Source organism: Rhodococcus sp. SBT000017 (genome assembly GCF_003688915.1).
Classification (GTDB): Bacteria; Actinomycetota; Actinomycetes; order Mycobacteriales; family Mycobacteriaceae; genus Rhodococcoides.
Genome location: NZ_REFU01000001.1, coordinates 4,433,417 through 4,457,770, shown reverse-complemented (window position 1 = coordinate 4,457,770; position 24,354 = coordinate 4,433,417). Strand labels below are relative to the sequence as shown.

Here is a 24,354-nt window from a genome sequence, read left to right as displayed (position 1 = left end):
ATCTGATCGACGATCGCGTCGACGATTCCGTCGTAGACGCCCGATGCGATGTCGGAAATGAACTGTGCTGCTGAACCCATGAGAACTCCTGTTGCTCGTGTGCAAGGACAGCCGTAAGCGATACGACCTCCCTCGTTCTTACCGCACGCTAAGGTTTGGCGCAGCCCCCGGTACCAACTCGAGATCCCGAAGAGGTGGTGCCGCAACGGTTCAGCGGAAATTTCACCGGTTGACCGACCAAAACTATTCGCCGATCACGTCTTTGGCGCGCCCCACGAGCAACGGGTCGGTTTCGCCCACGATTTCGGGATCCTTGTTCGCGTAGTCGAACTTGTTGAGCACGAAGCGCATCGCATTGATGCGGGCCCGCTTCTTGTCGTTGCTCTTGACGACCGTCCACGGCGCGACATCGGTGTCGGTGGCGCGAAAATTCTCTTCCTTCGCCGCGGTGTAAGCATCCCACTTGTCCAGCGAGGCAAGGTCCATGGGCGAGAGCTTCCATTGCCGCACCGGATCGACCTGCCGAATGGCGAAGCGGGTGCGCTGCTCGTGCTGCGACACCGAGAACCAGAACTTGGTCAAGCTGATGCCCTCGTCCACCAGCATCTGCTCGAACAGCGGTGCCTGCCGAACGAACTGAGCGTGCTGCTCGTCGGTGCAGAAGCCCATGACCCGCTCGACGCCGGCCCGGTTGTACCAGGACCTGTCGAACATGACGATCTCCCCGGCCGCGGGCAGATGTGCGATGTAGCGCTGGAAGTACCACTCGGTCGACTCACGAGCAGACGGCTTCTCCAGTGCGACGACACTGGCACCGCGCGGGTTGAGGTGTTCCATGAAGCGCTTGATCGTGCCGCCCTTACCGGCGGCATCTCGGCCCTCGAAGATGATGACGTGCCGTCGTCCGGTCTCCTTGGTCCACATCTGCAACTTGAGGAGTTCGATCTGCAGTAGACGCTTCTCGAGCTCGTACTCGGCACGCGTCATGCGCTCGTCGTACGGGTAGTTCTCGCGCCAGGTGTCGACGATATGGCCGTCGGGGACGGTCAGCAGCACCGGATCGTCGTCATCGGAGTCGTCGACGGCGAAGCCCGACGTGTCGGCAAGATTCACGGCCTTGGTGATGTCGAGCAAGTCGCTCAGATTCGTACGCGCAGCCGTGCCGTTGCGGAGATCGTTGTCGGTCATGGGCCGAAAGTTAGTGCTCATCGGTGACCAATCCATGGCGATTCGGTGAACACCCGATGCATCCGGTTTCACCGCAGGCACCACCCGGTCCGCAAGGGGGACGGACCGGGTAGCGCCGGTCGCGCACTCGCCGATCACGTGCGACCGTAGCGGCCCTCGCAGCGGTAGGTCCAGGGGTCGGCCCGGAAAAGTCGAGGATCTTGTTCGCGCGCCGTTTTCGGACCGCTCGTTTGTCGGGGTCGATATGGGTGAAATCCCCGATGTGCCGAAAGGCATTGCTGATGCAGACTTTTCAGCATGACATTCGAGAGCGGTTCCCCCAGAGAGTTCACCCGGTCGAGTTCACAGAAGATGATGGGAGGTGTATGCGGCGGAGTTGCCGAATATTTCGGCTGGGACGTCAACATCGTCCGACTCGCGACCGTTGCCGGCACGGTCCTGACCGGCGGCACCGTCGTGCTGATCTACCTCGCGGCGTTGATGCTGATGCCGCTCCGGTGAAGCCCGAACGCGACGAAGCCCCGGACCTCGACAACAGGTCCGGGGCCCCGCGACCGACTACTCGGCGACGCTGGAAAGCCCTTCAGCGCTTCCGGTGAAGAGCTCGGAGATCGCGTCGGCGATGCCTGCGGAGATGCCGTCGGTGATGATTCCGCCGAGGCCGCCGCCTTCGGTGCCGCCGCCGAGCAGACCGGTGATGAGATCGAGAAGCATGGGGTGAGCACCTTTCGGAGAAACGACGAGGCCTGGTTGAACATTGGACCAGGCGGCAGAAATATAACGCGCCCGTTCTGTCCGATCCGCCGTTTCGCCGAAAAAGTCCTGCGCCCCGTTTGTTGTCCGAAAAAACTCCCGCTGGACCGCGGGTGAACTACTCCGTCCCGGTGATCAACCAGCCACAGGGTCCGGCGAGCTCGTCCGCCTCGGCCGGTCCCATCGAACCGGGCGCGTAGCTCTGCACCTCGGGCGGATTGCTCAGCAAGGGAGCGGCGACATCCCAGACATGCGCCAGGCCGTCGGGACGGGTGAACAGTGACCGGTCGCCGCTGAGCACATCGAGGATCAGGCGCGCGTACGGGCTCAGCGGCTCGGCATCGGGCACCGACTTCAACGGCAACGCCAGATGCCCCACCGACAGATCGAAATCCGGGCCCGGCTCCTTGACCGTCATCGCGATGTCGATGCTGCCGTCGCCGGAGAGGTCGAACGAGAGCACCGCGCCGTCCTCCGGCAGCTCGCCCAGCGGACTGTCGGCCGGTTTGCGGAACACCAACGAGACGCGCTGCTCGCTGACACCCAACATCTTTCCGGTGCGGAGCAGGAACGGGACGCCACGCCAACGGTCGGTGTCGACCCACAACGTGGCCGCGACGAACGTGTCGACCTTCGAGTCATCGGCAACACCCTCGACGTCGCGATACCCGTCGTACTGCCCGAGCACCACCTCGTCGGTGTCCAGCGGCCGGAACTGCCCGATCACCGTCTCGCGCGCCGCTTGCAGATCCTGCGCCTGCAGCGATGTGGGCGGCTCCATCGCGACCTCCGCGGCAACCTGGAACAGGTGGGTGACGAGCATGTCCAGCACGGCACCGGTCTCGTCGTAGAACTCGGCCCGATCGTCGATGTCGAGCGTCTCGGGGACGTCGATCTGTACCTGCGCCACGTGCTCGGAGTTCCATATCCCGCTGATCATGCCGTTCGCGAACCGCAGCACGTGCAGGTTCTGCGTCGCCTCCTTACCCAGGAAGTGGTCGATGCGATAGACCTGCTCTTCGTCGACCACCTCGTGCACCGCTGTGTCGAGTTCCTCGAAGTTGCTCTGCGAGGTGCCGAACGGCTTCTCGTAGACCACGCGGGAGCCGTCGGCCAGACCGTGTGCACCCAGGGCCTTCGTGTAATCGACGAAGGTGCTCGGCGGCAGAGCGATGTAGTGCACCAACTGGGCGTCGTCGCCGATGCCCTTCTTCGCGTCGGCGACGACCTCGGGCAACTCACCGGGATCGTCGACGGTGAAGCCGTTGCCCGCGAAGCGGATTCGCTCGGAGAATGTCGACCAATCGTCCTCGGCCACATTCTCGGCGAATTCGTCGAGAACGCTGCGGACGTGATCGCGAAATTCGTCGTCGGAGGAATCCTTGCGGCCGTTGCCGATCAGGACCCATTCCTCGGGGAGCAGACCTTCGAGATGGAGTTGGTAGAACGACGGCAGGACCATTCGCTTCGCGAGGTCTCCGGTTGCGCCGAACAGGACGAATACAGTGGGTTGCGAGGACGCCATGACCTCCACTATGCACCGACCCGGGCCGAGCATGGCTACAGTCGGTGTGATGACCAGATCACGGTTTCACGGTGAGATCTACGGGGTAGGTACGACGTCCGGTGTGCGGATCGTCGTCGGCCACTGGACGCGATCGCCGCTCGGCGAATTCACCGACGTCATGATCCAATTCGCCGACGGCAGACGTCTGCTGATCGCCCCCAACGAGGACGTACGCGAATTCGTCACCGCCACATACACGTTCGACGACACCGAACTGGTCCCGGTGACGTTCGCCGCTCAGCAGGACGGTTGGCGATCAGTGACAGCGGGTGATCTGTCGGTGAGAATTCGTGTTGCCGGACCCACCGTTCTCGGCCGCGCGCTGAGCTTGGTCCCCGACGCGATATCGACAGCACCGTGGTTCTGCGCGATCAGTGACCCCATCGCCCGCGTCGTGCTCCGCGGAGTGCGCACCCGCGGCAGCGCGGGCAACGACCGACGCGAGTACTACGGTGCCCGCCACCAACATCGCGTCACCGATGTCTCGGCGTCCTGGCAGGGCGAGGACCTCGGATCGCTCACCCCCGTCACTCCCCCGGTGACGTTCGGCTTCGGCAGCACCCCGGCGGCACCGTCGGTCACATCCATCACCACGACGATCGACGGCTGACCGAAGGACGAAAGTCCCCCGAGGTGGGGACGTAAAGGGCTGCTTTCGCGGCCCCACAGCGGACAGGATTGCGGCGTGACCCTGACCGCTCCCGCACGTCTCGTGCCCGCCGCCCACCCCGTTCTGTCTCCCGCCGCCGAGGCCGTCGTCCGCGCCACTGCCGGTGTGGTGGCAGAACACTCCGAAACGATCAGTGCCCGCTTCTACGAGTCGATGCTCGGTGAACGCCCCGAGCTGTGGCGTCTGTTCAATCGCGCGAATCAGGAAACCGGCGAGCAGAGTCGGGCATTGGCCGCATCGGTGGTCGGCTACGCCGTTCAGCTGATCGACCCGGACGCACCGTCGTTCGAGCCGGTGTTGCGCCGCATCGCCGGCAAGCACATCACGCTCGGCATCACCCCGGAGCAGTACACCCTCGTCGGCCGACACCTGCTCGGTGCCGTGGCCGACATCCTTGGTGCCGCCGTTACTCCCGCCGTCGCCGCCGCGTGGGACGAGGTCTACTGGCTGTTCGCCACGCAGCTCATCGCCACCGAAGCCCGACTCTACGCAGCGGCAGACATCGACCCCCACAATCCGCTGCGCCCGTACCGCGTCATGCGGCGCACGCAGGAAAGCCCCGGCACGGTCTCGCTCGTCCTCGAACCCGCAGACGGCGCTCCCCTTCCCGCACTCGAGGCCGGCCAGTACGTCACGGTGTTCGCCGACCTCGCCGACGGCACTCGGCAGCCGCGTCAGTACAGCGTCTCGTCCATCGCCTCCGACACCCGCCTTCAGATCACGGTGGCGCAGGTACGCAACGGTCCGCCCGGGCAGGTCTCGACGCACCTTCAGGAGGCTGTTGCCGTCGGAGACATTCTCGAAGTGAGCAGTCCCGCAGGTGATTTCGGAGTGCCTATCGGCGACGGGCCGCTGTTGATCGCCACCGCCGGTGCCGGAATCACCACCGTGCTGCCGCTCGTCGAGCATCTCGCCCGAACTCAGCCCGCCCGAAAGCTGATACTGGCCCACGCGGACCGTAGCCGCGCCGACCACGCATTACGAGAGGCGATCGCCACTGCGGCCGAAGCACTCGACTCCGTCGTCGATCACGCCTGGTACGAGACCGTCGAAGCGGACGATTCGACGTCGTTCACCGGATTGATGGATTTCGATCGGCTCGCCTTCACCCCGGATACCCACGTGCTCAGCTGCGGACCGTTGCCGTTCCTGCGCGCCGTCCGCCTCGCGGCCCTCCAGCGTGGTGTGCCTTCGGAACGCATCTCCTTCGAGGTGTTCGGTCCGGACCTGTGGTCTCCCGTCACGGTGGCCGGGTGAAGAAGGTCTCGCTCGACGCCCTCACGCGCGAGCTGATGGCCAAGGCCACCTCGGCGTCGTCGCGTCGGGCGGCGTCGGCGGTGTACGGAGGCCACGAGCATGCTCTCCGGCAGACCCTCATCGCACTCGCGGCCGGTGCCGAACTGTCCGAGCACAGCAATCCAGGCGAGGCCACCGTGCACGTCCTGTCCGGTCGGGTCGAATTGCTCAGCGGCGACGACGTCTGGAGCGGGATGACCGGCGATCTGTTGGTGGTTCCCGATGCACCGCACTCGCTGCGGGCCACCACCGATGCGGCTGTTCTGCTGACGACGGTGGTCACCTCGGCCTAGACCACCGAAGCGCCGGATGCCCGCAGATCGTCGAGGGCCGCGGCCGATGACTCCGGTGCTACTCCCGCAACGAGGTCGGTGAGAACACGAACCTCGAGCTTCTCGGCCACAGCGTCTTTCGCCGAGGCCAGGACGCAGTAGTCGGTCGCAAGTCCGACGACATCGATGTCGGTGACCTCGTTTGCGGTGAGTATCTCGGCGAGGGCTGTCCCGTCCTCGGTGACACCCTCGAACGCCGAGTACGACGGCTTGCCCTGCCCCTTGTAGACGTGCACGTCCACGGAACCGGTGGCGTAATCGGGGTGATACTCGGCGCCGACCGTGCCCGCGACGCAGTGCACCGGCCAGGTGGTGACGAAATCCGGGGCGGCGTCGGTGGCGAAGTGTCCGCCGTTGTCGCCCTCCGCGTCGTGCCAATCGCGCGAGGACACCACGAGGTCGTACTCGTCCCCGTGGAGCGCGAGATACTCACTGATCTTGCGCGCGACTTCCGCGCCGCCGGTCACCGCCAGCGCGCCACCCTCGGTGAAGTCGTTCTGCACATCCACTACCAACAGAGCACGAGTCATGGATCCCAGTATCCTCGACGGGTGCGCGTGTCGTCTCTGGTGACCTACCCCGTCAAGGGATGTGCAGGCTCGACGCTGCATTCGGCTCACGTGAGCGCTACCGGCCTCGAACACGACCGGGCATTCATGATCGTCGACTCCGACGGCGCATTCCGCAGTCAGCGTAGCGATCCCGTTCTCGCCGTCGTCCGATGCTCGGTGACGGACGAGGCGTTGACCCTCACACACGCGTCGACCGGTTCGGTGACCGTGCCGGTGGACCGGGACTCCGAGTCGCGCGACATCACGATGTTCCGCAGCCCGATGCGCGGAATCGATCAGGGCGACGAGGTGGCCGACTGGCTCACCGAGGTGATCGAGGAGCCGTCACGTCTGGTCGCCGCACCACGCGACCTCGGCCGCGTCACCGACGGAATCTCGCCCGGATCAGCGCAATTCGCCGACAGCTCGGCGGTGCACATCCTCTCGACCGCCACCTTGGCCGGTCTCAATTCTCGCCTCGACGTACCGCTGCCGATGGATCGCTTTCGCCCCAACATCGTCGTCGACGGCTGGGACTCCCCGCACCGAGAAGACGAGCTGAGGGAGGTGACCATCGGCGGGGCGCGATTGGCGTACACCAAACTCGCGATTCGCTGCGCCGTCACCACCGTGGAGCAGACCACCGGCGTGCGCACCGGCCCCGAGCCGCTGCGCACACTCGGCGACTACCGCCGCGGTCGGCAGAAGGGCGTCGCCTTCGGGTCGAAATTCTCTGTGCTGCAGGACGGCACGGTGACCGTCGGCGACGAACTACGCGTCGAGAGTTGGGGCGAGTCGGAGTTGTAGCTCGAACGGCATGTGATTGGCCCAGCCGTTGCGGGCTCGTAGTGAAAGCTGTTGTCCTGGTTGCACCGTCACCGTCCTCCGGCCGGTACCCAGCGCGGCGTTCGTGCCGCGGTACCGGATGAAGGCGGTGAGTTCGTGCCTGCCCGGCTCGAGCGTGTAAGTCGACGGCGCGGTCCACGACTGCCGATGCTCGACGCCGTCGATGGTCACGAAGGGCCGCGCCAACGTGCGCACCAGCGACGCGTTCACCCAGTGCGGAGCGAATTCGATCTCGATCGTGCCCATAGTTACCTAGAGTAACGGTATAGCGCGGGTGTGGTGCGATTTTTGTCCACTATTTGCTTTCGCAGACGGTTTTTCCGCCTACGAGAAGAAATCGTGAACAACCATCGCACCTGCTTCCGCTGCAACCAGCGCCGCCAACTGGATACGCGCCTGCCCCGCCCTCAGTTCGCGGGAAAACACTGCACCCGCATCGACCAGATCGTGTCCACCACCGCCGCCGCCGTACGTCGGCGAGGTCTCACCGAACGGCACCCGCGTCGTGACCACCACGTGTACCCCGGCAGCCACAGCTTCTTTCACCGCATGCACGACGCGGGCATTCGTGTTGCCCGAGCCCATCGCCTCGAGCACGATGCCCGACGCCCCAGCCTCGCGGCACGCTTCGATCTGCACACCGTCTGCACCGGGATACAGGGCGACGATGTCCACGCGGATCCCGGCAATGGGCTTCCACGGCAACGGTTTCGGTCGCGGCAACGCAGCTGACCGGAACGCGTCGAGCTCGGAGGTGTGCTTCTTGATCGCACCACGCGCAGGCAGCAACCGCCCGCCGAAGGCGATCAACACACCGCGCTCGGACTGCGCCGCCGCCACCGCCGCGGCGATATTGCCGGGGCCGTCCGGATCGGGATGATCGGCCGTGCGCTGCGCACCGGTGAAGACAACCGGGCGATCGTCGGCGTGGAACAGATCGACGTACAGGGCCGACTCCTCCATCGTGTCCGTCCCGTGCAGCACCACCACTCCGACGCAGCCGTCCTCGGCGAGCGCGTCGACCACCGCCGTACGGATGGTGTCGAGATCCACCAAGTCCAACGCCGAGCTGTCCTTCGACATCACCCCGCGCACCCGAACACCGTCGACATCGATCCCGAGACCGGCCACCGGACGAGACACCCCGTACTCGTCGCGACTACTGGCAATCGTGCCGCCGGTCGTCAGCAATGCGACATGGTCAGTCACTGCGCGCCGCCACCTCTCGAATTCGCTTGCGGCACAGGAACCAACCACCGATCAGCATCGGCGCGATGAGCAGGATCGACGCCACCGTCCAGGTACCGACCGGTTTGTCGAAGGCCATCAGCACGAGTACACACGCCAGGAAGCCTAGCGTTGCGTACCCGGTGTACGGGGCACCGAAGAGCTTGAACGCAGGTCGGGTGACCGCGCCGGTCTTGGACAGCGACCAGAACTTGAGCTGACACGCCATGATGACGGCCCAGGCGCTGATGATGCCGAGCGCGGCGAGGTTGAGCACGATCTCGAAGGCCTGCGCCGGGACCACTGCGTTGAGCACGACGCCGAGCAACGTCACCACCGACGTCAGTGCGATGCCGCCGTAGGGCACACCCGACTTGTTCATCCGCGCAGCGAATGCGGGTGCCGAGCCGGCGACCGCCATCGAGTGCAGGATGCGTCCGGTGGAATACAGACCGGCGTTGAGCGAGGACAGTGCCGCGGTGAGGACGACGAGATTCATGATGGCGTCCGCACCCTCGACGTCGATGGCTCCGAAGAACGTCACGAACGGACTCTCGCCTGCCTGATAACTGGTGTACGGCAACAGCAACGAGAGCAGCAGCACCGAGCCGACGTAGAACACCACGATCCGGATGATGACGGTGTTGATCGCCTTCGGTATCACCTTCTCGGGGTTCTGCGTCTCCCCGGCAGCAGTGCCGACCAGCTCGATCGAGGCGTAGGCGAACACCACACCCTGGATCACGACGATCGCTGGCAACAGCCCGTTGGGGATCAGTCCGCCGTTGTCGGTCAGCACGCTCAGCCCCGGCTCCTGGCCGTCGATGGGCGTTCCGAAGATGACGAAGTAGGTACCGATCAACAGAAACGTCACCAGAGCAACAACTTTGATGAGCGCGAACCAGAACTCCAACTCACCGAACACCTTCACCGACACCAGGTTCAGACCGAGGACGAGCAGCAGGCCCGCGAGTGCGAACACCCACTGGTCGATGTCGCCGAGCGGGGCCCAGTACTTCTTGAAGAAGTTCATGTACAACGCCACGGCCGTCACGTCGACCACCGCCGTCATCGCCCAGTTCATCCAGTACAGCCAACCGGCGGCGAAAGCGACCTTTTCCCCGAAGAATTCGCGCGAGTACGAGACGAACGATCCGGACGTCGGCCGGTGCATCACCAGTTCGCCCAATGCGCGCAGGATCAGGAAGGCGAAGAATCCGCACAGTGCGTACACCAGCACGAGGGCAGGCCCGGCGTCACGCAGTCGCCCGCCCGCACCCATGAACAGCCCGGTGCCGATCGCGCCGCCGATGGCGATCATCTGGATCTGGCGTGGAGCCAACTCTTTTCGATAGCCGGGGTCTTCCTCGGTGAAGGCCTTGCGGGTATCGACACTCCGATTCTCTGTGGTCATCGCATTACCTCGTCGACGTTTCGGGGGCATCTGCATGCTCGACGGGGGCCACCCGCAGGTTCGCGAGATGCTCGGGGCTCAGGAGTCGATCCAACTCGTCCCGGGCCAGCAGCCCCTTCTCGAGGACGAGGTCGACGACATTGCGGCCACTGACCAACGCTTCCTGTGCAATCGCAGTGGATTCCACGTATCCGAGATACGGGCTCAGCGCGGTGATCAGGCCGATGGAGTTCTCGACGCGCTCGCGCAGCAGGTCCACGTTTGCGGTGATGCCGTCGACACACCGATGTGCGACGGTACGGCACGCGGCACTCAGATGCGCCATGCCGTCGGACAGGGATTTGACGATGATCGGCTCGAATGCGTTGAGCTGCAACTGCCCTGCCTCGGCTGCCATCGTGATCGTGACGTCGTGTCCGATCACCTCGTAGGCAACCTGGTTGAGCACCTCGGGGATGACGGGGTTGACCTTGCCGGGCATGATCGACGAACCGGCCTGCATCGGAGGCAGATTGATCTCGTTGAAGCCCGCCCGCGGCCCGGAAGACAGCAGCCGGAGGTCGTTGCAGATCTTCGACAGTTTCACCGCGACACGCTTGAGTACACCGGACAGGTGCACGAACTGACCGACGTCCTGCGTTGCCTCGATCAGGTCCGTCGCAGTCACCAGCGGCAGACCGGTGATGGTCCGCAGATGCGCGACGGCCGATTCTGTGTAGCCGGCGGGAGCGTTGAGCCCGGTACCGATGGCGGTGGCTCCGAGGTTGATCTCGTGCACCAGCAGCGCTGCTTCTTCGAGCCGCGAGCAGTCCTCGTCGATCATGATCGCGTAGGTGCCGAACTCCTGACCGAGGGTCATCGGCACTGCGTCCTGCAGCTGCGTGCGGCCCATCTTGACGACCGTGGCGAATTCGCTTGCTTTGCGGCCGAACGAATCTCGCAACACCTTCATCGAGGCGATCAGCTCGTGGACGGCGAAGATGGTCGCGATGTTGACCGACGTCGGGTACACGTCGTTGGTGGACTGCGACGCATTCACGTGCTCGTTGGGGTGCAGCATGCTGTAGTCGCCGTGCGGGTGGCCGAGGATTTCCAGCGCGCGATTCGCGATGACCTCGTTGGCGTTCATGTTGGTCGAGGTGCCGGCACCGCCCTGGATGACGTCGACGACGAACTCCTCGTGCCACTGGCCGTCGAGAATTTCCTGGCACGCGGTGCGGATCGCTTCCCCGCGGGTGGCGTCGAGAATTCCGAGATCCTGATTGGCCGACGCAGCTGCCCACTTCACCGCCGCGAGTCCGCGAACGAGGTGCGCATTGGTGGAGATCGGACGCCCGGTGATGGGGAAGTTCTCGAGGGCGCGGAGGGTATGGATTCCCCAATACACGCTCGACGGGATTTCACGTTCCCCGAGAAGATCCTTCTCGATGCGGGTATCGGCCACGGTGCGCTCCTAGGTGAGGGTGTCCAGCTGTCCGGCTGTCTGACAGGTAGAGTGTGGCGGAGAACACCTCATCGGTCAACCCCACGCTAGGATCACGTTCATGAACCTGTCGGACAGCTGGGCAGTCAGTGCGCCCACGAATGCCCGAATGAGCGCAGCCGAGGCGGTGTTCGCGGACCTCCGCGCAGCGATCGCGTCGGGCGATCTACCCGTCGGGCAGAAGTTGCCGTCCGAGGCCGCGCTCGCCACCAGGCACAGCGTCAGCCGCTCGGTCATTCGCGAGGCGCTGCGCTCCTGCCACGCCCTCGGCCTGACCGAAACCAAGACGGGCCTCGGCACTTTCGTCATTCGTGACCGCGTCGGAAACGACCTCGACATCGGCAACTACGCGGCCCGCGAACTCATGGAGGCCCGCCCTCACGTGGAGATTCCCGCCGCAGGCTGGGCCGCAGAGCGTCGCACCGACGAGGAGTTGACGGTGCTCGCCGGCCTGGCCGACGAGATGCGTTCGGAGGACGACCACGAGGCCTGGGTAGTGCTGGACGCGCAATTCCACACCGCGATCGCGCGGGCGAGCAAGAACCGCGTGTTCGAGTCGATCATCGTCGACATACGCGACGCGTTGACGCGGCAATCGGAAACCCTCAACCTCGTTGCGCACCGGCAGGAGCAATCCAACGTCGAGCACGACGCGATCGTCGACGGCATCCGATCCGGCGAGTACGACGCGGCAGCACGCGCCATGACCGCGCATCTCGATGCGGTGCGCAATGCCGTGGAGTCGCTCGCCGATCGACCCAGCTGACCGTACGACTAGGCCGGGAGTGGAGCCTGCGGAACGACCCCCGTTAGGCCGGGAGTGGAGCCTGCGGAACGACCCCCGTTAGGCCGGGAGTGGAGCCTGCGAAACGACCCCTACTAGGCTGCTGCCGTGACGAAGGTACTGAACTCTCTCCCGGTCGGCGAACGAATCGGCATCGCATTCTCCGGTGGTCTCGACACCTCGGTGGCTGTCGCCTGGATGCGCGAGCACGGCGCGATCCCGTATGCCTACACCGCCGACATCGGCCAGTACGACGAGCCGGATCTGTCCGATGTGCCCGAGCGCGGTCTCGCCTATGGGGCCGAGCAGGCGCGGCTCATCGACTGCCGTGAACCGCTCGTCGAAGAAGGTTTGGCCGCGCTGACCTGCGGCGCATTCCACATCCGCTCGTCACTGCAGACCTACTTCAACACCACCCCGCTCGGCCGCGCGGTCACCGGCACCATGCTGGTGCGCGCCATGGCCGAGGACGGCGTCTCGATCTGGGGCGACGGATCGACGTACAAGGGCAACGACATCGAGCGGTTCTACCGCTACGGCCTGCTCGCCAACCCGCAGCTGCGGATCTACAAGCCGTGGCTGGACGAGGCGTTCGTCGCCGAGCTCGGCGGCCGACACGAGATGTCGCAGTGGCTCACCCAGCGCACCCTCCCCTACCGTGACTCCGCCGAGAAGGCCTACTCCACCGACGCCAACATCTGGGGCGCAACGCACGAGGCGAAGAAGCTCGAATACCTCGACACCTCCCTCGAGATCGTCAGCCCCATCATGGGCGTGCGGTTCTGGGACCCCGAGGTGGAGATTGCGCCCGAGGAAGTCACCGTCGAGTTCGAGCGCGGCCGCCCCGTCCGCATCAACGGCAAGAGCTTCGACAGCGCCGTCGACCTCGTCATGGAAGCCAACGCCATCGGTGGACGCCACGGCCTCGGCATGAGCGATCAGATCGAGAACCGCATCATCGAAGCCAAGAGCCGCGGCATCTACGAGGCTCCCGGCATGGCACTGCTGCACATCACCTACGAGCGCCTCGTCAACGCCATCCACAACGAGGACACCGTCGCCTCGTACCACAACGAGGGCCGTCGACTCGGCCGTCTGCTGTACGAGGGACGCTGGTTCGATCCGCAGGCGCTGATGCTGCGCGAGGGCCTGCAGCGCTGGGTCGGCAACGTCGTCAGCGGCAGCGTGACGCTGCGACTGCGCCGCGGCCAGGACTTCACGATCGTCGACACCCAGGGCAGCAACTTCAGCTACCACCCCGAGAAGCTGTCCATGGAACGCAGCCAGGGCCAGGCGTTCTTCCCCGGCGACCGCATCGGTCAGCTCACGATGCGCAACCTCGACATCGCCGATTCGCGCAGCAAGCTCGAGCAGTACGCCGCCCAGAATCAACTCACGGCCTGGGGCGAACTGATCGGCGAACTCCCCGCAGGCGGAGCCGACGCCATCGCCGCCAGCGGTCCCGACGGTTCCGTGGACTCCTCGGCACTCGACCACGCCGCCATCGAGTCCGGTACCGACTGACGCTGCCCAACTCGCAGTTATGTACGGATTTCCGCTGATTTCTGTACATAACTGCGAGTTCGGCTACTCCTCGGGCTCCGTCAAACCCTCGTGCTCGTCCCGCTCCGCCCATTCGAGTAGCTCGTCGATCGCGAACACCGCATCGTCGATGCCCGAGTGGAGATCGCCCAACTCGGCAAACCTGGCCGGCACCGTGAACATCGTGAACTCGCGCGGGTCGACGCTCGCAACCTCGTCCCAGGAGATCGGCGTCGACACCGTCGCCTGTTGATTTCCACGCACCGAATACGCGCTGGCGATCGTGTGGTCGCGGGCGTTCTGGTTGTAGTCGACGAACACTTTCGACGGATCGCGGTCCTTGCGCCACCACGTCGTCGTCACGTCGTCCGGGGCTCGTCGCTCGATCTCGCGCGCGAAAGCCAGTGCAGCCCTTCGCAAGTCCTTGAATCCGTGGGCCGGGTCGATGCGTACGTAGATGTGCAGCCCGTGTCCGCCGGAGGTCTTGGGCCAGCCGACGGCACCGAGGTCGTCCAACACTTCCTGGACCACCCCGGCCACGCGTCGTACTCGGTCGAAGGAACAGTCGGGCATCGGGTCGAGGTCGATGCGCCACTCGTCGGGCATCTCTACATCGGCGCGACGGCTGTTCCACGGATGGAATTCGACGGTCGACATCTGGACCGCCCAGGCCACGTGCGCCAACTCCGTCACGCACAGCTCGTCCGCGGTGCGGTTGTAGCGGGGAAACGTCACCTGCACCGTTTCGAGCCACGGCGGCGCTCCGTTGGGCACGCGTTTCTGATGCACCTTGTCGCCGGCGAGGCCCTTCGGGAAGCGGTGCATCATGCACGGTCGTTCCCGCAGCGCCCGCACGATGCCGTCGCCCACGCTCAGGTAGTAGTTCACCAAATCCAGCTTGGTGGCTCCGCTTTCGGGGAAATAGACCCGATCGGGGTTGGAAATGCGGACGCTGCGCTCGCCCACCGGTATCTCGATCGACGGTGAGCTACTGGCCATGAGTCCGAGCGTAGGCGATTCCCCCGACGGCAGGCATGCTCTCCATGCAATCCGGGTACAGCAACAAGGCCATCGACAACAAGGAGCAACGTTGATCTTCATCACCGCCAAGTTCAAGGTCAAGCCCGAGCACGCGGACAACTGGCCCGAGATCTCACGCGACTTCACGCAGGCCTGCCAGGCCGAGGAAGGGTGCCTCTGGTACTTCTGGTCGCGCACGCTCGACGATCCCACCGAGTACGTCCTGGTGGAAGCGTTCAAGGACCCCGATGCCGGTGCGGCTCATGTGAACTCGGATCACTTCAAGCAGGCCCAGAAGGATCTCCCGCCGTACCTGCAGGAGACGCCGAAGATCATCAGCCAAGAGGTCGACGGCACCGACTGGAACGAACTGGGAGAGCTCGCCGTCGACTAGTTCGATTCTCGATCCCGGACCGCCTCGCCCAGCGTGACGACGGCGTCGGCGAACTGGCCGGGCAACTCCTGCGGCGGGTTGTGGCCGCAGTCGATCTGGCGAACGTCGATCAGATCGGTGAAGTGCGCCGGGTGGTCCGGGCGGCCGTACAACGAGGCGACGGTGTCCTCGGTCGGATCGATCACGACCGTGGGCACCGTGATTCTCGGTTGCCGAGTCAGCAACTCCTGCGTCGCTGCGTAGGTAGCATCCCCCGGCTCGATGCCGTATCGGTGCCGGTAGGAATGCACGGACACGTCCACGAAGTCGGGGTTGTCGAACGAGGGTGCCGTAGCCGCGAATTCGGAGTCGCCGAACCGCCAGGTCGGCGACCAATCCGTCCACAGTGTTTGTGCGATCTCCGCGCGGTGGGCCGCGAGCCCGGCCCGGCCTCGCTCGGAATGCAGGTAGTACTGATACCAGTACCGCTTCTCGAGGTGCGGTAGCACTGGTGTGGACACTGCCGCGGTGATGTCCTGGATCAGGTATCCGGACACGCTCACCAGTCCGGATATCAACTCCGGCCACATCGCGGCGACGACGCACGCCGCTCGCCCACCCCAGTCGTAGCCGGCGACGATGGGCTCGTTCAGTTCCAGCGCGATGATCAGCTCGCGAAGATCGTAGCCGATCGCGGCCTGCTCCCCGGAGCGCATCGTGTCGGCGTCGACGAACCGGGTAGGTCCGAAACCTCGCAGGTACGGCACCACCACGTCGTAGCCGGATTCGGCGAGCAGCCTGGCGACGTCGTCGTAACCGCGCGGGTCGTACGGAAACCCGTGCAGCAGTACCACCGAACGACCGGACGGATCACCGAAACGGTCGAACGCCACATCCAGCACGCCTGCGCGAATCATCATCGGTCCATGCTCGCATTGTGCTGCCGCGCCGGCTCAGCTGCTCAGCACATCCTCCATGCCGGGAGCGAGAACATCGGACAGTTCCGTCCACGGCACGGTGATCGTGACGAGGCCGATGCCGTAGGCCCCCACCTGGTAGTCCCCGAAGTGAATGTTCATCCCCTCCGGAGATGCCGTCCAGTTCGCGAAGTTGGCCACCGTCGGCTCGATGCCCGAGCGCTCGAAGCTCTCGCCCGCGCGTGTGGTCGGCAGAATCTCCGCTGCTCGTTCGGACAGCCGCGACAGGCCCGAATCCAGGTCGGTGAAGGCATCGCCGAGAGAGATCGGCTGCGCGGTGTCGGCATCGATCGTCACAGTCGCAATCAGCGAATTGCCGTGCGCTCCGGGCGGCACGGCGATCCAATCCGTGATCTGTTCCGCGCTGATCACTCGCCGCCCGACGTAGGTCGCACCTGTCGAGTAGCCGTCACTGAGGGCGAAGTCGTATCCGTAGTCGCGGTCGATCTGATCTTGGAGCGCAGCACGCATCGACTCGTTGAACTCTGCCGTCACCGCGGGATTTCCACCACTGAGCTGCGGAATTGCGACGTTGAAGGTGGCATGCTCCGTGGATCCGGTGATCCGAGTGCTGCCTACGACGTACGGCTCGGCGGCACTCGAGGTGGTGGTAGGCGTTGTGGTGGTCGGCTCGGCGCTCTCGGTGGTGACCGTGACTTCGGTGGTCGTCGGTGCCGACGCGGGCGTGGCGGTCCCCGAGGTGGAGCAGCCCGCTAGGGCCGCTGCTACGGCAAGTGCGACCGTCATCGAGCGAATTCGAGCCATTACCCACACTAACCACAACGCGACCGCTCACTCAACCACCGAACAGCCGGCAACTGCGCTGTTACCGTCGAACGTCCAGGCTTCCGGCCGTCCACGAATCGGAGGAGAATTCGATGAGAACGAGAAGCATCATCACCAATCTGCGCGTACCGAACGTGGACGCGGCCAAGTCGTTCTACTCCGAGTTTCTCGGGCTGCGTTCGGAGGAGTTCGACATGGGCTGGGTTGCGCGGCTGACGTCACCCGACCGGCCGGTCAGCGTTCAGCTGGTCACCCGCGACGAGAGCGCACCGGAGGATTCTGTGATGTCGGTGCTCACCGACGATGTCGACGGTGCGTACGCCGAAGCGCAAAAGTTGGGCTACGAGATCGTCTACCCGTTGACCACCGAGCCGTGGGGTGTGCGCCGCTTCTTCGTGCGGGCTCCCGACGGCAACGTGGTCAACATCGCGTATCACCGGGACTGAATACTGCGAATCCCCGAAGCACGAAAAAGCCCGACCCCCTCGAAAGGGAGTCGGGCTTTTTCAGTGCAACAAGGGACTCAGAAGTCCATGCCGCCCATGCCACCGGTCGGATCGCCAGCGGGCGCTCCGGCCTTCTCGGGCTTGTCGGCGACGACGGCCTCGGTGGTGAGGAACAGAGCCGCGATGGACGCTGCGTTCTGCAGTGCCGAGCGGGTGACCTTGACCGGGTCGTTGATGCCTGCAGCGAGCAGGTCCTCGTACTCGTTGGTCGCGGCGTTGAGGCCGTGACCGGCGGGCAGGTTGGAGACCTTGTCCGCAACGACGCCGGGCTCGAGGCCTGCGTTGAATGCGATCTGCTTGAGCGGAGCGGACAGTGCGACGCGAACGATGTTCACGCCGGTTGCCTCGTCACCGTCGAGCTTGAGGTTGTCGAGTGCGGGCGCTGCCTGGAGCAGTGCCACGCCGCCACCGGCGACGATGCCTTCTTCGACGGCTGCCTTGGCGTTACGCACGGCATCTTCGATGCGGTGCTTGCGCTCCTTGAGCTCGACCTCGGTTGCCGCTCCGGCCTTGATGACTGCAACGCCACCGGCCAGCTTGGCCAGGCGCTCCTGCAGCTTCTCGCGGTCGTAGTCGGAATCGGAGTTCTCGATCTCGGCGCGGATCTGGTTGACGCGACCGGCGATGGCGTCGGAATCTCCCGAGCCCTCGACGATGGTGGTCTCGTCCTTGGTGATGACGACCTTGCGTGCCTGACCGAGCAGCTCGAGTCCGGCGGTCTCCAGGGAGAGGCCGACCTCTTCGCTGATGACCTCGCCACCGGTGAGGATGGCGATGTCGGCGAGCTGCGCCTTGCGACGGTCACCGAATCCGGGAGCCTTGACGGCGACGGACTTGAAGGTGCCACGGATCTTGTTCACCACGAGGGTGGAGAGAGCTTCGCCCTCGACGTCCTCGGCGATGATGACGAGCGGCTTGCCGGACTGGATGACCTTCTCCAGCAGCGGCAGCAGGTCCTTGACGGTGCTGATCTTGGAGCTGACGAGCAGGATGTACGCGTCTTCGAGGACGGCTTCCTGGCGCTCTGCATCGGTGGCGAAGTACGCCGAGATGTAGCCCTTGTCGAAGCGCATGCCCTCGGTGAGCTCGAGCTGCAGGCCGAAGGTGTTGGACTCCTCGACCGTGATGACGCCTTCCTTGCCGACCTTGTCCATTGCCTCGGCGATGAGCTCGCCGATGGACGGGTCGCCTGCGGAGATACCGGCGGTAGCAGCGATCTGCTCCTTGGTGTCGATCTCCTTGGCGGACGCGAGCAGCGACTCGGTGACGGCTGCAACAGCCTTCTCGATGCCGCGCTTGAGGCCGAGCGGGTTCGCGCCGGCTGCGACGTTGCGCAGGCCTTCACGGACGAGTGCCTGAGCGAGAACGGTAGCGGTGGTGGTGCCGTCGCCTGCGACGTCGTCGGTCTTCTTGGCGACCTCCTTGACGAGCTCGGCACCGATCTTCTCGTAGGGATCTTCGAGCTCGATCTCCTTGGCGATGGAAACACCATCGTTGGTGATCGTGGGAGCTCCCCACTTCTTCTCGAGTACGACGTTGCGACCCTTGGGGCCCAACGTCACCTTTACTGCGTCGGCGAGGGCATTGAGGCCTCGCTCGAGGCCACGGCGTGCCTCTTCGTCGAACGCGATGATCTTGGCCATTGCGAAGTGATCCTCCGGATTGGGGGTGACACATTGCTGGCCGAGCTCGGTGCCCGCGACGGACGACCAGGGGTGTCGTTGATTCCCCGGCCTCACCGTGTCCCGACCTGGCACTCACGTGTCGAGAGTGCCAACTGCATTTCTAGCACTCGACCATGGCGAGTGCAAGGTCGTCCGCCGCGGGCAAACCACCGACACCCCCATGCCCGACGCCACCGCGCGGCGAAAGTCGCGAGCAGATGATCACCTTCGCGAGGGTTCTTCACGCACTCTTCACATCCGGAGCCATTGTTGACATTCGGCATCTTCCTCGCCTACGCCCTGTGCGGCATCTTCGTGTTCTTCATCCTGCGCGCCCTCGGCGAGCTGGTCCTGCACCGCCCGTCCCCGGGCAGCTTCGTCTCCTACGAGCGCGAGTTCTTCGGCGAGAAGGCAGCCTTCGTCGCGGGCTGGATGTACTTCCTCAACTGGGCGATGACGGCCATCGTCGACGTCACGGCCATCGCGACGTACATGCACTACTGGGGCAGCTTCGAGGTGATCCCGCAGTGGGTCATCGCATTGATCGCCGTCGTCATCGTCATGTCCATCAACCTCGTCTCGGTCCGCTGGTTCGGTGAGATGGAGTTCTGGGCGGCGATGATCAAGGTCGTCGCGCTGGTGACCTTCCTGATCGTGGGCATCGTGTTCCTCGCCGGCCGCATTCCGGTGGGCACACAGGTGCCGGGCATCAGCCTGATCACCGACAACGGCGGACTCTTCCCGTCCGGGGCATGGCCACTGGTGATCGTGATCTCGGGCGTCGTGTTCGCTTATACCGCAGTGAAACTGGTGGGTACGGCCGCGGGTGAGACCGAGAACCCGGGGAAGATCATGCCGCGCGCGATCAACTCGGTCATCGCGCGTATCGCACTGTTCTACGTCGGCTCGCTGGTGTTGCTGGCCGTGCTGATGCCGCATCATCCCCGCTCTGATCGGTGGCTGGTTCCTGGTGCGCACCAAGGTGCTCGCCGTCGCCGAGGAACGCCTCGGCGACACCGGCCAGTACCCGGTGGTCGCCAACCGTCCGACCGACCCGGAGGATGTAGCCCTCTCGCGTGACGGGTCTCCTGCACCGGAGGCCCGTCACGCAGCGGCCGCCGCGTTGTTGACCGACTGCACCACCGCTCGCGGATCCGCCACCGTCAGGACGAGGCGCTGGTATTCCTGCTGTTCGAGCTCGATGACGATCGTGTCGGCGCTGCCGGTGACGTTGTAGAACGTCCTCACGCCGTCACGATGAAAGGTGCCCGCGGTCTTTCCGGGCAGCCCGAGACCGGGCGCGCGAATTCCCTTGGGCTCCTTACTCGCTCCCGGGTCGTGGGTGGCACCGCGCACGTGCACGAGAGGGATTTCGAGACGGCGGGTGAACGACCACAGCTTGTCCAGTCCCCTCGGTTCGACGATCAGGGTGGCGTCGACGATGGTCACGGAGTTCATGCGTGTTCTCCTTCGATAGCAAGGTTCGGATCGATGAGTGCCCGCACCAGCAGACGTTCACCGAGCACGTGGGCAATGTTCTCGACGCCACTGTCGAGCAGTGTGGCGGAGCAGATTTCGCGGACGTGGTCGTCGAACGGTGCAAGTTCGAGCAATGCCACCAGCAGTAGATCCACATCCCACTCGGTCCTGGTCAACGCAGCGAGAAACAATCCTCGCTTGCTGCCGAACGCCTGGTAGAGACTGCCGCGATGCAGTCCTGTGGCGCGCAGCAGATCATCCAGGGAGGTTCCTTCGTAGCCGCCCGATCGAAACTGTTCGGCGGCCGACGCGACGACGACGACCTCGTCGAAGCTTCTCGTTCGTCCCATGCATCGAGCATCGCAGATTGATGACCGATCAGTCAAGAACGATCGGTCAAGAAGATTTCAGCCAACGCGATCGCGTGAACGGCGATCGTCGCGGCGGCGGTTCCGGAACTCCGGCTTTCACTGCTACCGCCACCGCGTCGCTGAGCTCGGCGCAGGTTCGGAAGCGATCCGATGGATCCTTCGCCAACGCCCTCGCGACCACCGCGTCGAGCCCCCGCGGCAACGCGCGTCGACGACGCGTCACCGACGGCGGCTCGGCCGTGAGATGTGCGGCGGTGATGGCCAACGGCGTGGCCAGCGGATACGGCGGCCGGCCGGTGGCCAGTTCGACGAGAGTCGCCCCCAGACCGTAGACGTCGGTCTGCGCACTCAGCACTCCCCCGCGAAGCAGTTCCGGTGCCGCGTACGGGATGGATGCCAGCACCGTCCCACCCGCAGCGAGCGGAGTCGAATCCCCCAGTAGGCGAGCAATTCCCCAGTCGGACAACAACACCTGCTCGTAGCCGTCGATTCGCTCGGTGGAGATGAGAATGTTCGCCGGCTTGACGTCCCGATGCACGACGCCCTGCGAGTGGGCGTGGTCGAGTCACTTGGCCACCTCGGCGACGATGCGCGCCACCCGGGACACGTCGAGTGCGATCTGTCCGCGGGCGACCAGCCGCGCGGCGGTGTAGTCGTCCACGTAGTGCATCGACATCCACAGCTGGTGCTCGAACTCCCCGTGCTCGTGCACCGACACGATGTTCGGGTGCACCAGTTGTGCGGCGACGGCCGCTTCCATCCGAAACTTGTTGCGCAACCTCGGCGATCGCGACGCGTCCCGGTCCAGGATCTCGAGAGCCTCGAGCCGGTCGTGGCCGTGCCCGAGAACCAGATACACCTCGCTCATACCGCCCACTCCGAGGCGACGCTGGACCCGAAAGCCCGCGAACTCCGAACCCGGCTGCAATCGACCTGTCACGAAATTGCCTGTCGCACAGGATCACTCGCGACGCAGAAGTCGACGGGCGACACGACCGGACACGTCCGCAGCATCGGCAGAACTGTAGTCCGTTCGACTGTTCGGGGCGACTCGAAAGAAGGCGCATGCGCGCCTGTTCACCAGTTCGGCGGCCCTCGCGAGTTTCGCCACCAGCGCCGATGTCGTTTATGGTGATAGCCGGTACTTGACCGAAACAAGAGAAGAAGAACGGCAAACCGATTGCGGTCAGCCGATTACGGTGACTCGAGTTGTAAGGAAGTCAAGTAAGTGAATGCAATAAAAGAAGCTTGGGGAGGCCTGCTCAAGCCGGTCTTCGTTCCGGCCTCGGTGGTGATCATCGGGATGATCGCCTTTTCGGTCATCTACGCGTCGACCGCTGCCGATGCCTTCGACACGCTCAACGGCATCATCGCCGACGGCGTCGGCTGGTGGTACATCCTCGCTGCCACCGGCTTCGTACTGTTCGCGCTGTACTGCGGCCTCAGCCGCGTCGGCAACATCCGCCTCGGTCGTGACGACGAGAAGCCCGAGTTCGGCGTTCTGTCCTGGTTCGCCATGCTGTTCAGCGCCGGCATGGGCATCGGCCTGGTGTTCTACGGCGTCGCCGAGCCGCTCTCGCACTACGTGACTCCGCCGGAGGCAGGCGGAATTCCCGGGTCCACCGACGCGGCTGCACGTCAAGCGATGGAACTGACGCTGTTCCACTGGGGTCTGCACGCGTGGGCCATCTACGTCGTCGTCGGCCTCGGCATGGCCTACATGACCTACCGCAAGGGTCGCCCACTGACCGTCCGCTGGCTGCTCGAACCTCTGCTCGGCCGCAAGCGCATCGAGGGCGGCATCGGGCACACCATCGACGCCGTCGCGATCGTCGGCACCCTGTTCGGTGTCGCGACCTCGCTCGGATTCGGCGTCCAGCAGATCTCCGCGGGCCTCGAGTACCTGGGCTGGGTGGAGACCAGCAACTGGTTCGTGGTGCTCCTGATCGCGATCATCACCGGCATCGCCACGTTCTCGGTGGTGACCGGAGTGTCCAAGGGTCTCAAGTGGCTCTCGAACATCAACATGGCCATGGCCGGGGCGCTGGCTTTGTTCGTCCTGATTCTGGGACCGACTCTGTTCCTGATGCAGTCCTGGGTACAGAACCTCGGCGGCTACGTGCAGGCCCTGCCCGAGTTGGCGCTGCGCACGTCACCGTTCGCGGACGACGGCTGGGCTGCCGGTTGGACCATCTTCTACTGGGGCTGGTGGATGAGCTGGGCACCCTTCGTGGGCATGTTCATCGCTCGCATCTCCCGCGGCCGCACCATCCGCGAGTTCGTCTTCGGCGTGCTGCTGGCACCGACCATCGTCGGCTCGTTGTGGTTCACCATCTTCGGTGACACCGGCATCCTTCGCCAGCGCAACGACGGGGACCTGCTGGACGCCGAGGGCGCGGTGAACAACAACACCAGCCTCTTCCAGATGCTCGACGGCCTGCCGCTGGCCACGATCACCAGCGTCATCGCCATCGCAGTCATCGTGTTCTTCTTCGTCACGTCCTCGGACTCCGGGTCACTGGTGGTCGACATCCTCTCCACCGGTGGAGAACTGGAAACACCGAAGATCACTCGGGTCTACTGGGCAGTCCTCGAAGGGACGGCCGCAGCCGTACTGCTCCTGGTCGGTGGAACGAGTTCCCTGACTGCGTTGCAGACGATGTCGATAGCCACGGCGGTTCCGTTCTCGGTGGTCTTGGTGCTCGCATGTGTGTCTATGCTCAAGGCGTTCCGCTACGACGTCGCCACCACGCCGCGGTACGTCCGTGTCACCGCTACCCCTGAGACCGAGACCGGGACGGTGCCGGCCGGCAAGGGCGGGGAATCCGAGGCGAAGCGCAAGCGATCGTCCGGAATCTCCTCGACGTTCTCCGGACTGGCCCCCTCACGCGAGGGGCTGTCCACACCTCGCGGCGGCGGCACGGTCGTGCTGGCCGTGCACGAGGTGTCCAACGAGCAACTCGAGGTCCATCCCGAGACGGGGGCCGTCGAGTACTCCAGCGACAACGCTCCGGTCGACCCACTCGGCGGCGAAGTCTTCGACACCCAGGAGTTCGCCGACTCGGCTGAGGGACAGAAGGACAGCAACCCCAGCTGATCGTTATCGACCGACTCTGACCCTCGCGAGCCTCTCGCGGGGGTCAGAGGTTTTTCGAAGCCCAGTCGGTGAGAGCCTCCAACGACGGCAGCAGCGCCTCGCCGGAGGACGTCAGGCTGTACCCCACGGAGATGGGTGGCCCGTCGTCGACGGTGCGCGCCACCAGACCTGCTTTGGCGAGTTCGCCGAGTCGCTCGGACAACACCGAATCACTGATACCACCGACGGCACGGCGAAGGTCCGAGAATCCCATCGGCCCGTTCATCAGCGTCGCAAGAAGAATTCCGTTCCACCTCTTGCCGAGGAAGCCGAAGGCTTTCGTCAGCGCTCCGTCGCAGGCACGCGGATCATCGATCTCTCCATTCGTTGCCATGGCTCCACCCTACCGAGGGTGCTACAGTCCGACTTGCTGCTTCTGAATTACTAGT

The 24,354-nt window shown here is 64.7% G+C and carries 25 protein-coding genes and 2 pseudogenes; 11 read left to right on the top strand and 16 right to left on the bottom strand.

The genetic code is table 11. The features are described 5' to 3' along the window. Positions 1-243: 243 nt before the first annotated feature. The gene (ppk2, locus tag AYK61_RS21185; protein WP_183130383.1) at positions 244-1,188 is read right to left on the bottom strand and encodes a polyphosphate kinase 2; all 945 of its coding nucleotides are present in this window, start codon (positions 1,186-1,188) and stop codon (positions 244-246) included. A 297-nt stretch (positions 1,189-1,485) separates the two neighbouring features. Here ppk2 and AYK61_RS21180 point away from each other — a divergent pair, with 297 nt between their 5' ends. Next, positions 1,486-1,689 carry a PspC domain-containing protein gene (locus AYK61_RS21180; RefSeq protein ID WP_094613965.1) on the top strand — a complete coding sequence of 68 codons (204 nt, stop codon included), beginning with the start codon at positions 1,486-1,488 and terminating at the stop codon, positions 1,687-1,689. Between the two features lie 57 nt (positions 1,690-1,746). Here the strand turns inward: AYK61_RS21180 and AYK61_RS27410 are convergent, their stop codons facing one another. Next, positions 1,747-1,902 carry a hypothetical protein gene (locus AYK61_RS27410; protein ID WP_183130382.1) on the bottom strand — a complete coding sequence of 52 codons (156 nt, stop codon included), beginning with the start codon at positions 1,900-1,902 and terminating at the stop codon, positions 1,747-1,749. Between the two features lie 157 nt (positions 1,903-2,059). Continuing rightward, positions 2,060-3,466 carry a glucose-6-phosphate dehydrogenase (NADP(+)) gene (locus AYK61_RS21175; RefSeq protein WP_121872974.1) on the bottom strand — a complete coding sequence of 469 codons (1,407 nt, stop codon included), beginning with the start codon at positions 3,464-3,466 and terminating at the stop codon, positions 2,060-2,062. A gap of 49 nt (positions 3,467-3,515) precedes the next feature. On the opposite strand from AYK61_RS21175, the gene AYK61_RS21170 reads away from it, so the two are divergent. From AYK61_RS21170 to AYK61_RS21160, 3 genes are all read left to right on the top strand, one after another. After that, positions 3,516-4,118, top strand: a complete 603-nt coding sequence (locus tag AYK61_RS21170; protein ID WP_121872973.1) for a hypothetical protein — start codon at positions 3,516-3,518, stop codon at positions 4,116-4,118. A 75-nt stretch (positions 4,119-4,193) separates the two neighbouring features. Then, entirely contained in the window at positions 4,194-5,435 is a 1,242-nt protein-coding gene (locus AYK61_RS21165; protein ID WP_259468145.1) for a globin domain-containing protein, read from the top strand. Continuing rightward, a complete protein-coding gene (locus AYK61_RS21160) occupies positions 5,432-5,767 on the top strand; it encodes a cupin domain-containing protein (protein ID WP_121872972.1) in 336 nt (111 codons plus the stop codon). Before AYK61_RS21165 ends, AYK61_RS21160 begins: the two co-directional genes overlap by 4 nt. On the opposite strand, the gene AYK61_RS21155 is transcribed toward AYK61_RS21160, so the two are convergent. After that, positions 5,764-6,336 (bottom strand): isochorismatase family protein, encoded by a 573-nt coding sequence (locus AYK61_RS21155; protein ID WP_121872278.1) that lies wholly within the window; start codon positions 6,334-6,336, stop codon positions 5,764-5,766. The genes AYK61_RS21160 and AYK61_RS21155 overlap by 4 nt on opposite strands. Positions 6,337-6,357: 21 nt before the next feature. On the opposite strand from AYK61_RS21155, the gene AYK61_RS21150 reads away from it, so the two are divergent. Continuing rightward, complete coding sequence (locus AYK61_RS21150; protein ID WP_121872277.1) at positions 6,358-7,164, top strand: MOSC domain-containing protein; 807 nt, start codon at positions 6,358-6,360, stop codon at positions 7,162-7,164. On the opposite strand, the gene AYK61_RS21145 is transcribed toward AYK61_RS21150, so the two are convergent. The 4 genes from AYK61_RS21145 to aspA all read right to left on the bottom strand — a co-directional run bounded on the left by AYK61_RS21145 (position 7,129) and on the right by aspA (position 11,288). After that, positions 7,129-7,449, bottom strand: a complete 321-nt coding sequence (locus tag AYK61_RS21145; RefSeq protein ID WP_121872276.1) for a hypothetical protein — start codon at positions 7,447-7,449, stop codon at positions 7,129-7,131. The genes AYK61_RS21150 and AYK61_RS21145 overlap by 36 nt on opposite strands. 78 nt (positions 7,450-7,527) lie before the next feature. Beyond that, positions 7,528-8,412: an asparaginase gene (locus tag AYK61_RS21140; RefSeq protein WP_121872275.1), complete on the bottom strand. Its 885-nt coding sequence runs from the start codon at positions 8,410-8,412 to the stop codon at positions 7,528-7,530. Continuing rightward, the gene (locus tag AYK61_RS21135; protein WP_121872274.1) at positions 8,405-9,844 is read right to left on the bottom strand and encodes an amino acid permease; all 1,440 of its coding nucleotides are present in this window, start codon (positions 9,842-9,844) and stop codon (positions 8,405-8,407) included. Before AYK61_RS21135 ends, AYK61_RS21140 begins: the two co-directional genes overlap by 8 nt. A 4-nt stretch (positions 9,845-9,848) precedes the next feature. Next, entirely contained in the window at positions 9,849-11,288 is a 1,440-nt protein-coding gene (gene aspA, locus AYK61_RS21130) for an aspartate ammonia-lyase (RefSeq protein ID WP_121872273.1), read from the bottom strand. Between the two features lie 100 nt (positions 11,289-11,388). Here aspA and AYK61_RS21125 point away from each other — a divergent pair, with 100 nt between their 5' ends. Together AYK61_RS21125 and argG are read left to right on the top strand one after the other, a co-directional pair. Next, positions 11,389-12,093 carry a FadR/GntR family transcriptional regulator gene (locus AYK61_RS21125; protein WP_121872272.1) on the top strand — a complete coding sequence of 235 codons (705 nt, stop codon included), beginning with the start codon at positions 11,389-11,391 and terminating at the stop codon, positions 12,091-12,093. A gap of 126 nt (positions 12,094-12,219) precedes the next feature. Beyond that, entirely contained in the window at positions 12,220-13,635 is a 1,416-nt protein-coding gene (gene argG, locus AYK61_RS21120; protein ID WP_121872271.1) for an argininosuccinate synthase, read from the top strand. Positions 13,636-13,698: 63 nt separating this feature from the next. Here argG and ligD read toward each other — a convergent pair whose 3' ends face one another. After that, positions 13,699-14,652, bottom strand: a complete 954-nt coding sequence (gene ligD, locus AYK61_RS21115) for a non-homologous end-joining DNA ligase (RefSeq protein ID WP_121872270.1) — start codon at positions 14,650-14,652, stop codon at positions 13,699-13,701. A 91-nt stretch (positions 14,653-14,743) separates the two neighbouring features. Between ligD and AYK61_RS21110 the strand changes: the two genes are divergently transcribed. Beyond that, positions 14,744-15,067, top strand: coding sequence for a putative quinol monooxygenase (locus AYK61_RS21110; RefSeq protein WP_121872269.1), 324 nt, complete (start codon positions 14,744-14,746; stop codon positions 15,065-15,067). On the opposite strand, the gene AYK61_RS21105 is transcribed toward AYK61_RS21110, so the two are convergent. Together AYK61_RS21105 and AYK61_RS21100 are read right to left on the bottom strand one after the other, a co-directional pair. Continuing rightward, positions 15,064-15,966: an alpha/beta fold hydrolase gene (locus tag AYK61_RS21105; protein ID WP_121872268.1), complete on the bottom strand. Its 903-nt coding sequence runs from the start codon at positions 15,964-15,966 to the stop codon at positions 15,064-15,066. The genes AYK61_RS21110 and AYK61_RS21105 overlap by 4 nt on opposite strands. A 33-nt stretch (positions 15,967-15,999) precedes the next feature. Further along, a complete protein-coding gene (locus AYK61_RS21100) occupies positions 16,000-16,770 on the bottom strand; it encodes an RsiV family protein (RefSeq protein WP_259468143.1) in 771 nt (256 codons plus the stop codon). 131 nt (positions 16,771-16,901) lie between these two features. Here AYK61_RS21100 and AYK61_RS21095 point away from each other — a divergent pair, with 131 nt between their 5' ends. Then, complete coding sequence (locus tag AYK61_RS21095; RefSeq protein WP_121872266.1) at positions 16,902-17,255, top strand: VOC family protein; 354 nt, start codon at positions 16,902-16,904, stop codon at positions 17,253-17,255. 77 nt (positions 17,256-17,332) lie between these two features. Here the strand turns inward: AYK61_RS21095 and groL are convergent, their stop codons facing one another. Continuing rightward, on the bottom strand, positions 17,333-18,958 hold the full coding sequence (gene groL, locus AYK61_RS21090; protein ID WP_008713461.1) for a chaperonin GroEL: 1,626 nt from the start codon (positions 18,956-18,958) through the stop codon (positions 17,333-17,335). A 267-nt stretch (positions 18,959-19,225) separates the two neighbouring features. Here groL and AYK61_RS21085 point away from each other — a divergent pair. Beyond that, positions 19,226-19,918: pseudogene (locus AYK61_RS21085) on the top strand (amino acid permease); the annotation flags it as partial. 165 nt (positions 19,919-20,083) lie between these two features. Here the strand turns inward: AYK61_RS21085 and AYK61_RS21080 are convergent. The 3 genes and pseudogenes from AYK61_RS21080 to AYK61_RS21070 all read right to left on the bottom strand — a co-directional run bounded on the left by AYK61_RS21080 (position 20,084) and on the right by AYK61_RS21070 (position 21,769). Further along, positions 20,084-20,437, bottom strand: a complete 354-nt coding sequence (locus AYK61_RS21080; RefSeq protein WP_121872265.1) for a hypothetical protein — start codon at positions 20,435-20,437, stop codon at positions 20,084-20,086. Next, on the bottom strand, positions 20,434-20,808 hold the full coding sequence (locus AYK61_RS21075; RefSeq protein ID WP_121872264.1) for a TetR/AcrR family transcriptional regulator: 375 nt from the start codon (positions 20,806-20,808) through the stop codon (positions 20,434-20,436). Before AYK61_RS21075 ends, AYK61_RS21080 begins: the two co-directional genes overlap by 4 nt. 46 nt (positions 20,809-20,854) lie before the next feature. Beyond that, positions 20,855-21,769: pseudogene (locus tag AYK61_RS21070) on the bottom strand (serine/threonine-protein kinase). 288 nt (positions 21,770-22,057) lie between these two features. Between AYK61_RS21070 and AYK61_RS21065 the strand changes: the two are divergent. Next, the gene (locus tag AYK61_RS21065) at positions 22,058-23,926 is read left to right on the top strand and encodes a BCCT family transporter (RefSeq protein ID WP_183130380.1); all 1,869 of its coding nucleotides are present in this window, start codon (positions 22,058-22,060) and stop codon (positions 23,924-23,926) included. A gap of 43 nt (positions 23,927-23,969) precedes the next feature. On the opposite strand, the gene AYK61_RS21060 is transcribed toward AYK61_RS21065, so the two are convergent. Continuing rightward, positions 23,970-24,299: a helix-turn-helix domain-containing protein gene (locus AYK61_RS21060; RefSeq protein WP_121872263.1), complete on the bottom strand. Its 330-nt coding sequence runs from the start codon at positions 24,297-24,299 to the stop codon at positions 23,970-23,972. Positions 24,300-24,354: the final 55 nt, after the last annotated feature.

Bases quoted from the DNA above. Each gene is read 5' to 3' on its own strand.
- AYK61_RS21155 (WP_121872278.1), bottom strand. From the start codon at position 6,336: ATGACTCGTGCTCTGTTGGTAGTGGATGTGCAGAACGACTTCACCGAG.
- AYK61_RS21075 (WP_121872264.1), bottom strand. From the start codon at position 20,808: ATGGGACGAACGAGAAGCTTCGACGAGGTCGTCGTCGTCGCGTCGGCC.
- AYK61_RS21135 (WP_121872274.1), bottom strand. From the start codon at position 9,844: ATGACCACAGAGAATCGGAGTGTCGATACCCGCAAGGCCTTCACCGAG.
- ppk2 (WP_183130383.1), bottom strand. From the start codon at position 1,188: ATGACCGACAACGATCTCCGCAACGGCACGGCTGCGCGTACGAATCTG.
- AYK61_RS21145 (WP_121872276.1), bottom strand. From the start codon at position 7,449: ATGGGCACGATCGAGATCGAATTCGCTCCGCACTGGGTGAACGCGTCG.
- AYK61_RS21105 (WP_121872268.1), bottom strand. From the start codon at position 15,966: ATGATGATTCGCGCAGGCGTGCTGGATGTGGCGTTCGACCGTTTCGGT.
- AYK61_RS21060 (WP_121872263.1), bottom strand. From the start codon at position 24,299: ATGGCAACGAATGGAGAGATCGATGATCCGCGTGCCTGCGACGGAGCG.
- AYK61_RS21095 (WP_121872266.1), top strand. From the start codon at position 16,902: ATGAGAACGAGAAGCATCATCACCAATCTGCGCGTACCGAACGTGGAC.
- groL (WP_008713461.1), bottom strand. From the start codon at position 18,958: ATGGCCAAGATCATCGCGTTCGACGAAGAGGCACGCCGTGGCCTCGAG.
- AYK61_RS21125 (WP_121872272.1), top strand. From the start codon at position 11,389: ATGAACCTGTCGGACAGCTGGGCAGTCAGTGCGCCCACGAATGCCCGA.
- AYK61_RS21100 (WP_259468143.1), bottom strand. From the start codon at position 16,770: ATGACGGTCGCACTTGCCGTAGCAGCGGCCCTAGCGGGCTGCTCCACC.
- AYK61_RS21170 (WP_121872973.1), top strand. From the start codon at position 3,516: ATGACCAGATCACGGTTTCACGGTGAGATCTACGGGGTAGGTACGACG.
- AYK61_RS21080 (WP_121872265.1), bottom strand. From the start codon at position 20,437: ATGAACTCCGTGACCATCGTCGACGCCACCCTGATCGTCGAACCGAGG.
- AYK61_RS27410 (WP_183130382.1), bottom strand. From the start codon at position 1,902: ATGCTTCTCGATCTCATCACCGGTCTGCTCGGCGGCGGCACCGAAGGC.
- AYK61_RS21180 (WP_094613965.1), top strand. From the start codon at position 1,486: ATGACATTCGAGAGCGGTTCCCCCAGAGAGTTCACCCGGTCGAGTTCA.
- AYK61_RS21175 (WP_121872974.1), bottom strand. From the start codon at position 3,466: ATGGCGTCCTCGCAACCCACTGTATTCGTCCTGTTCGGCGCAACCGGA.
- ligD (WP_121872270.1), bottom strand. From the start codon at position 14,652: ATGGCCAGTAGCTCACCGTCGATCGAGATACCGGTGGGCGAGCGCAGC.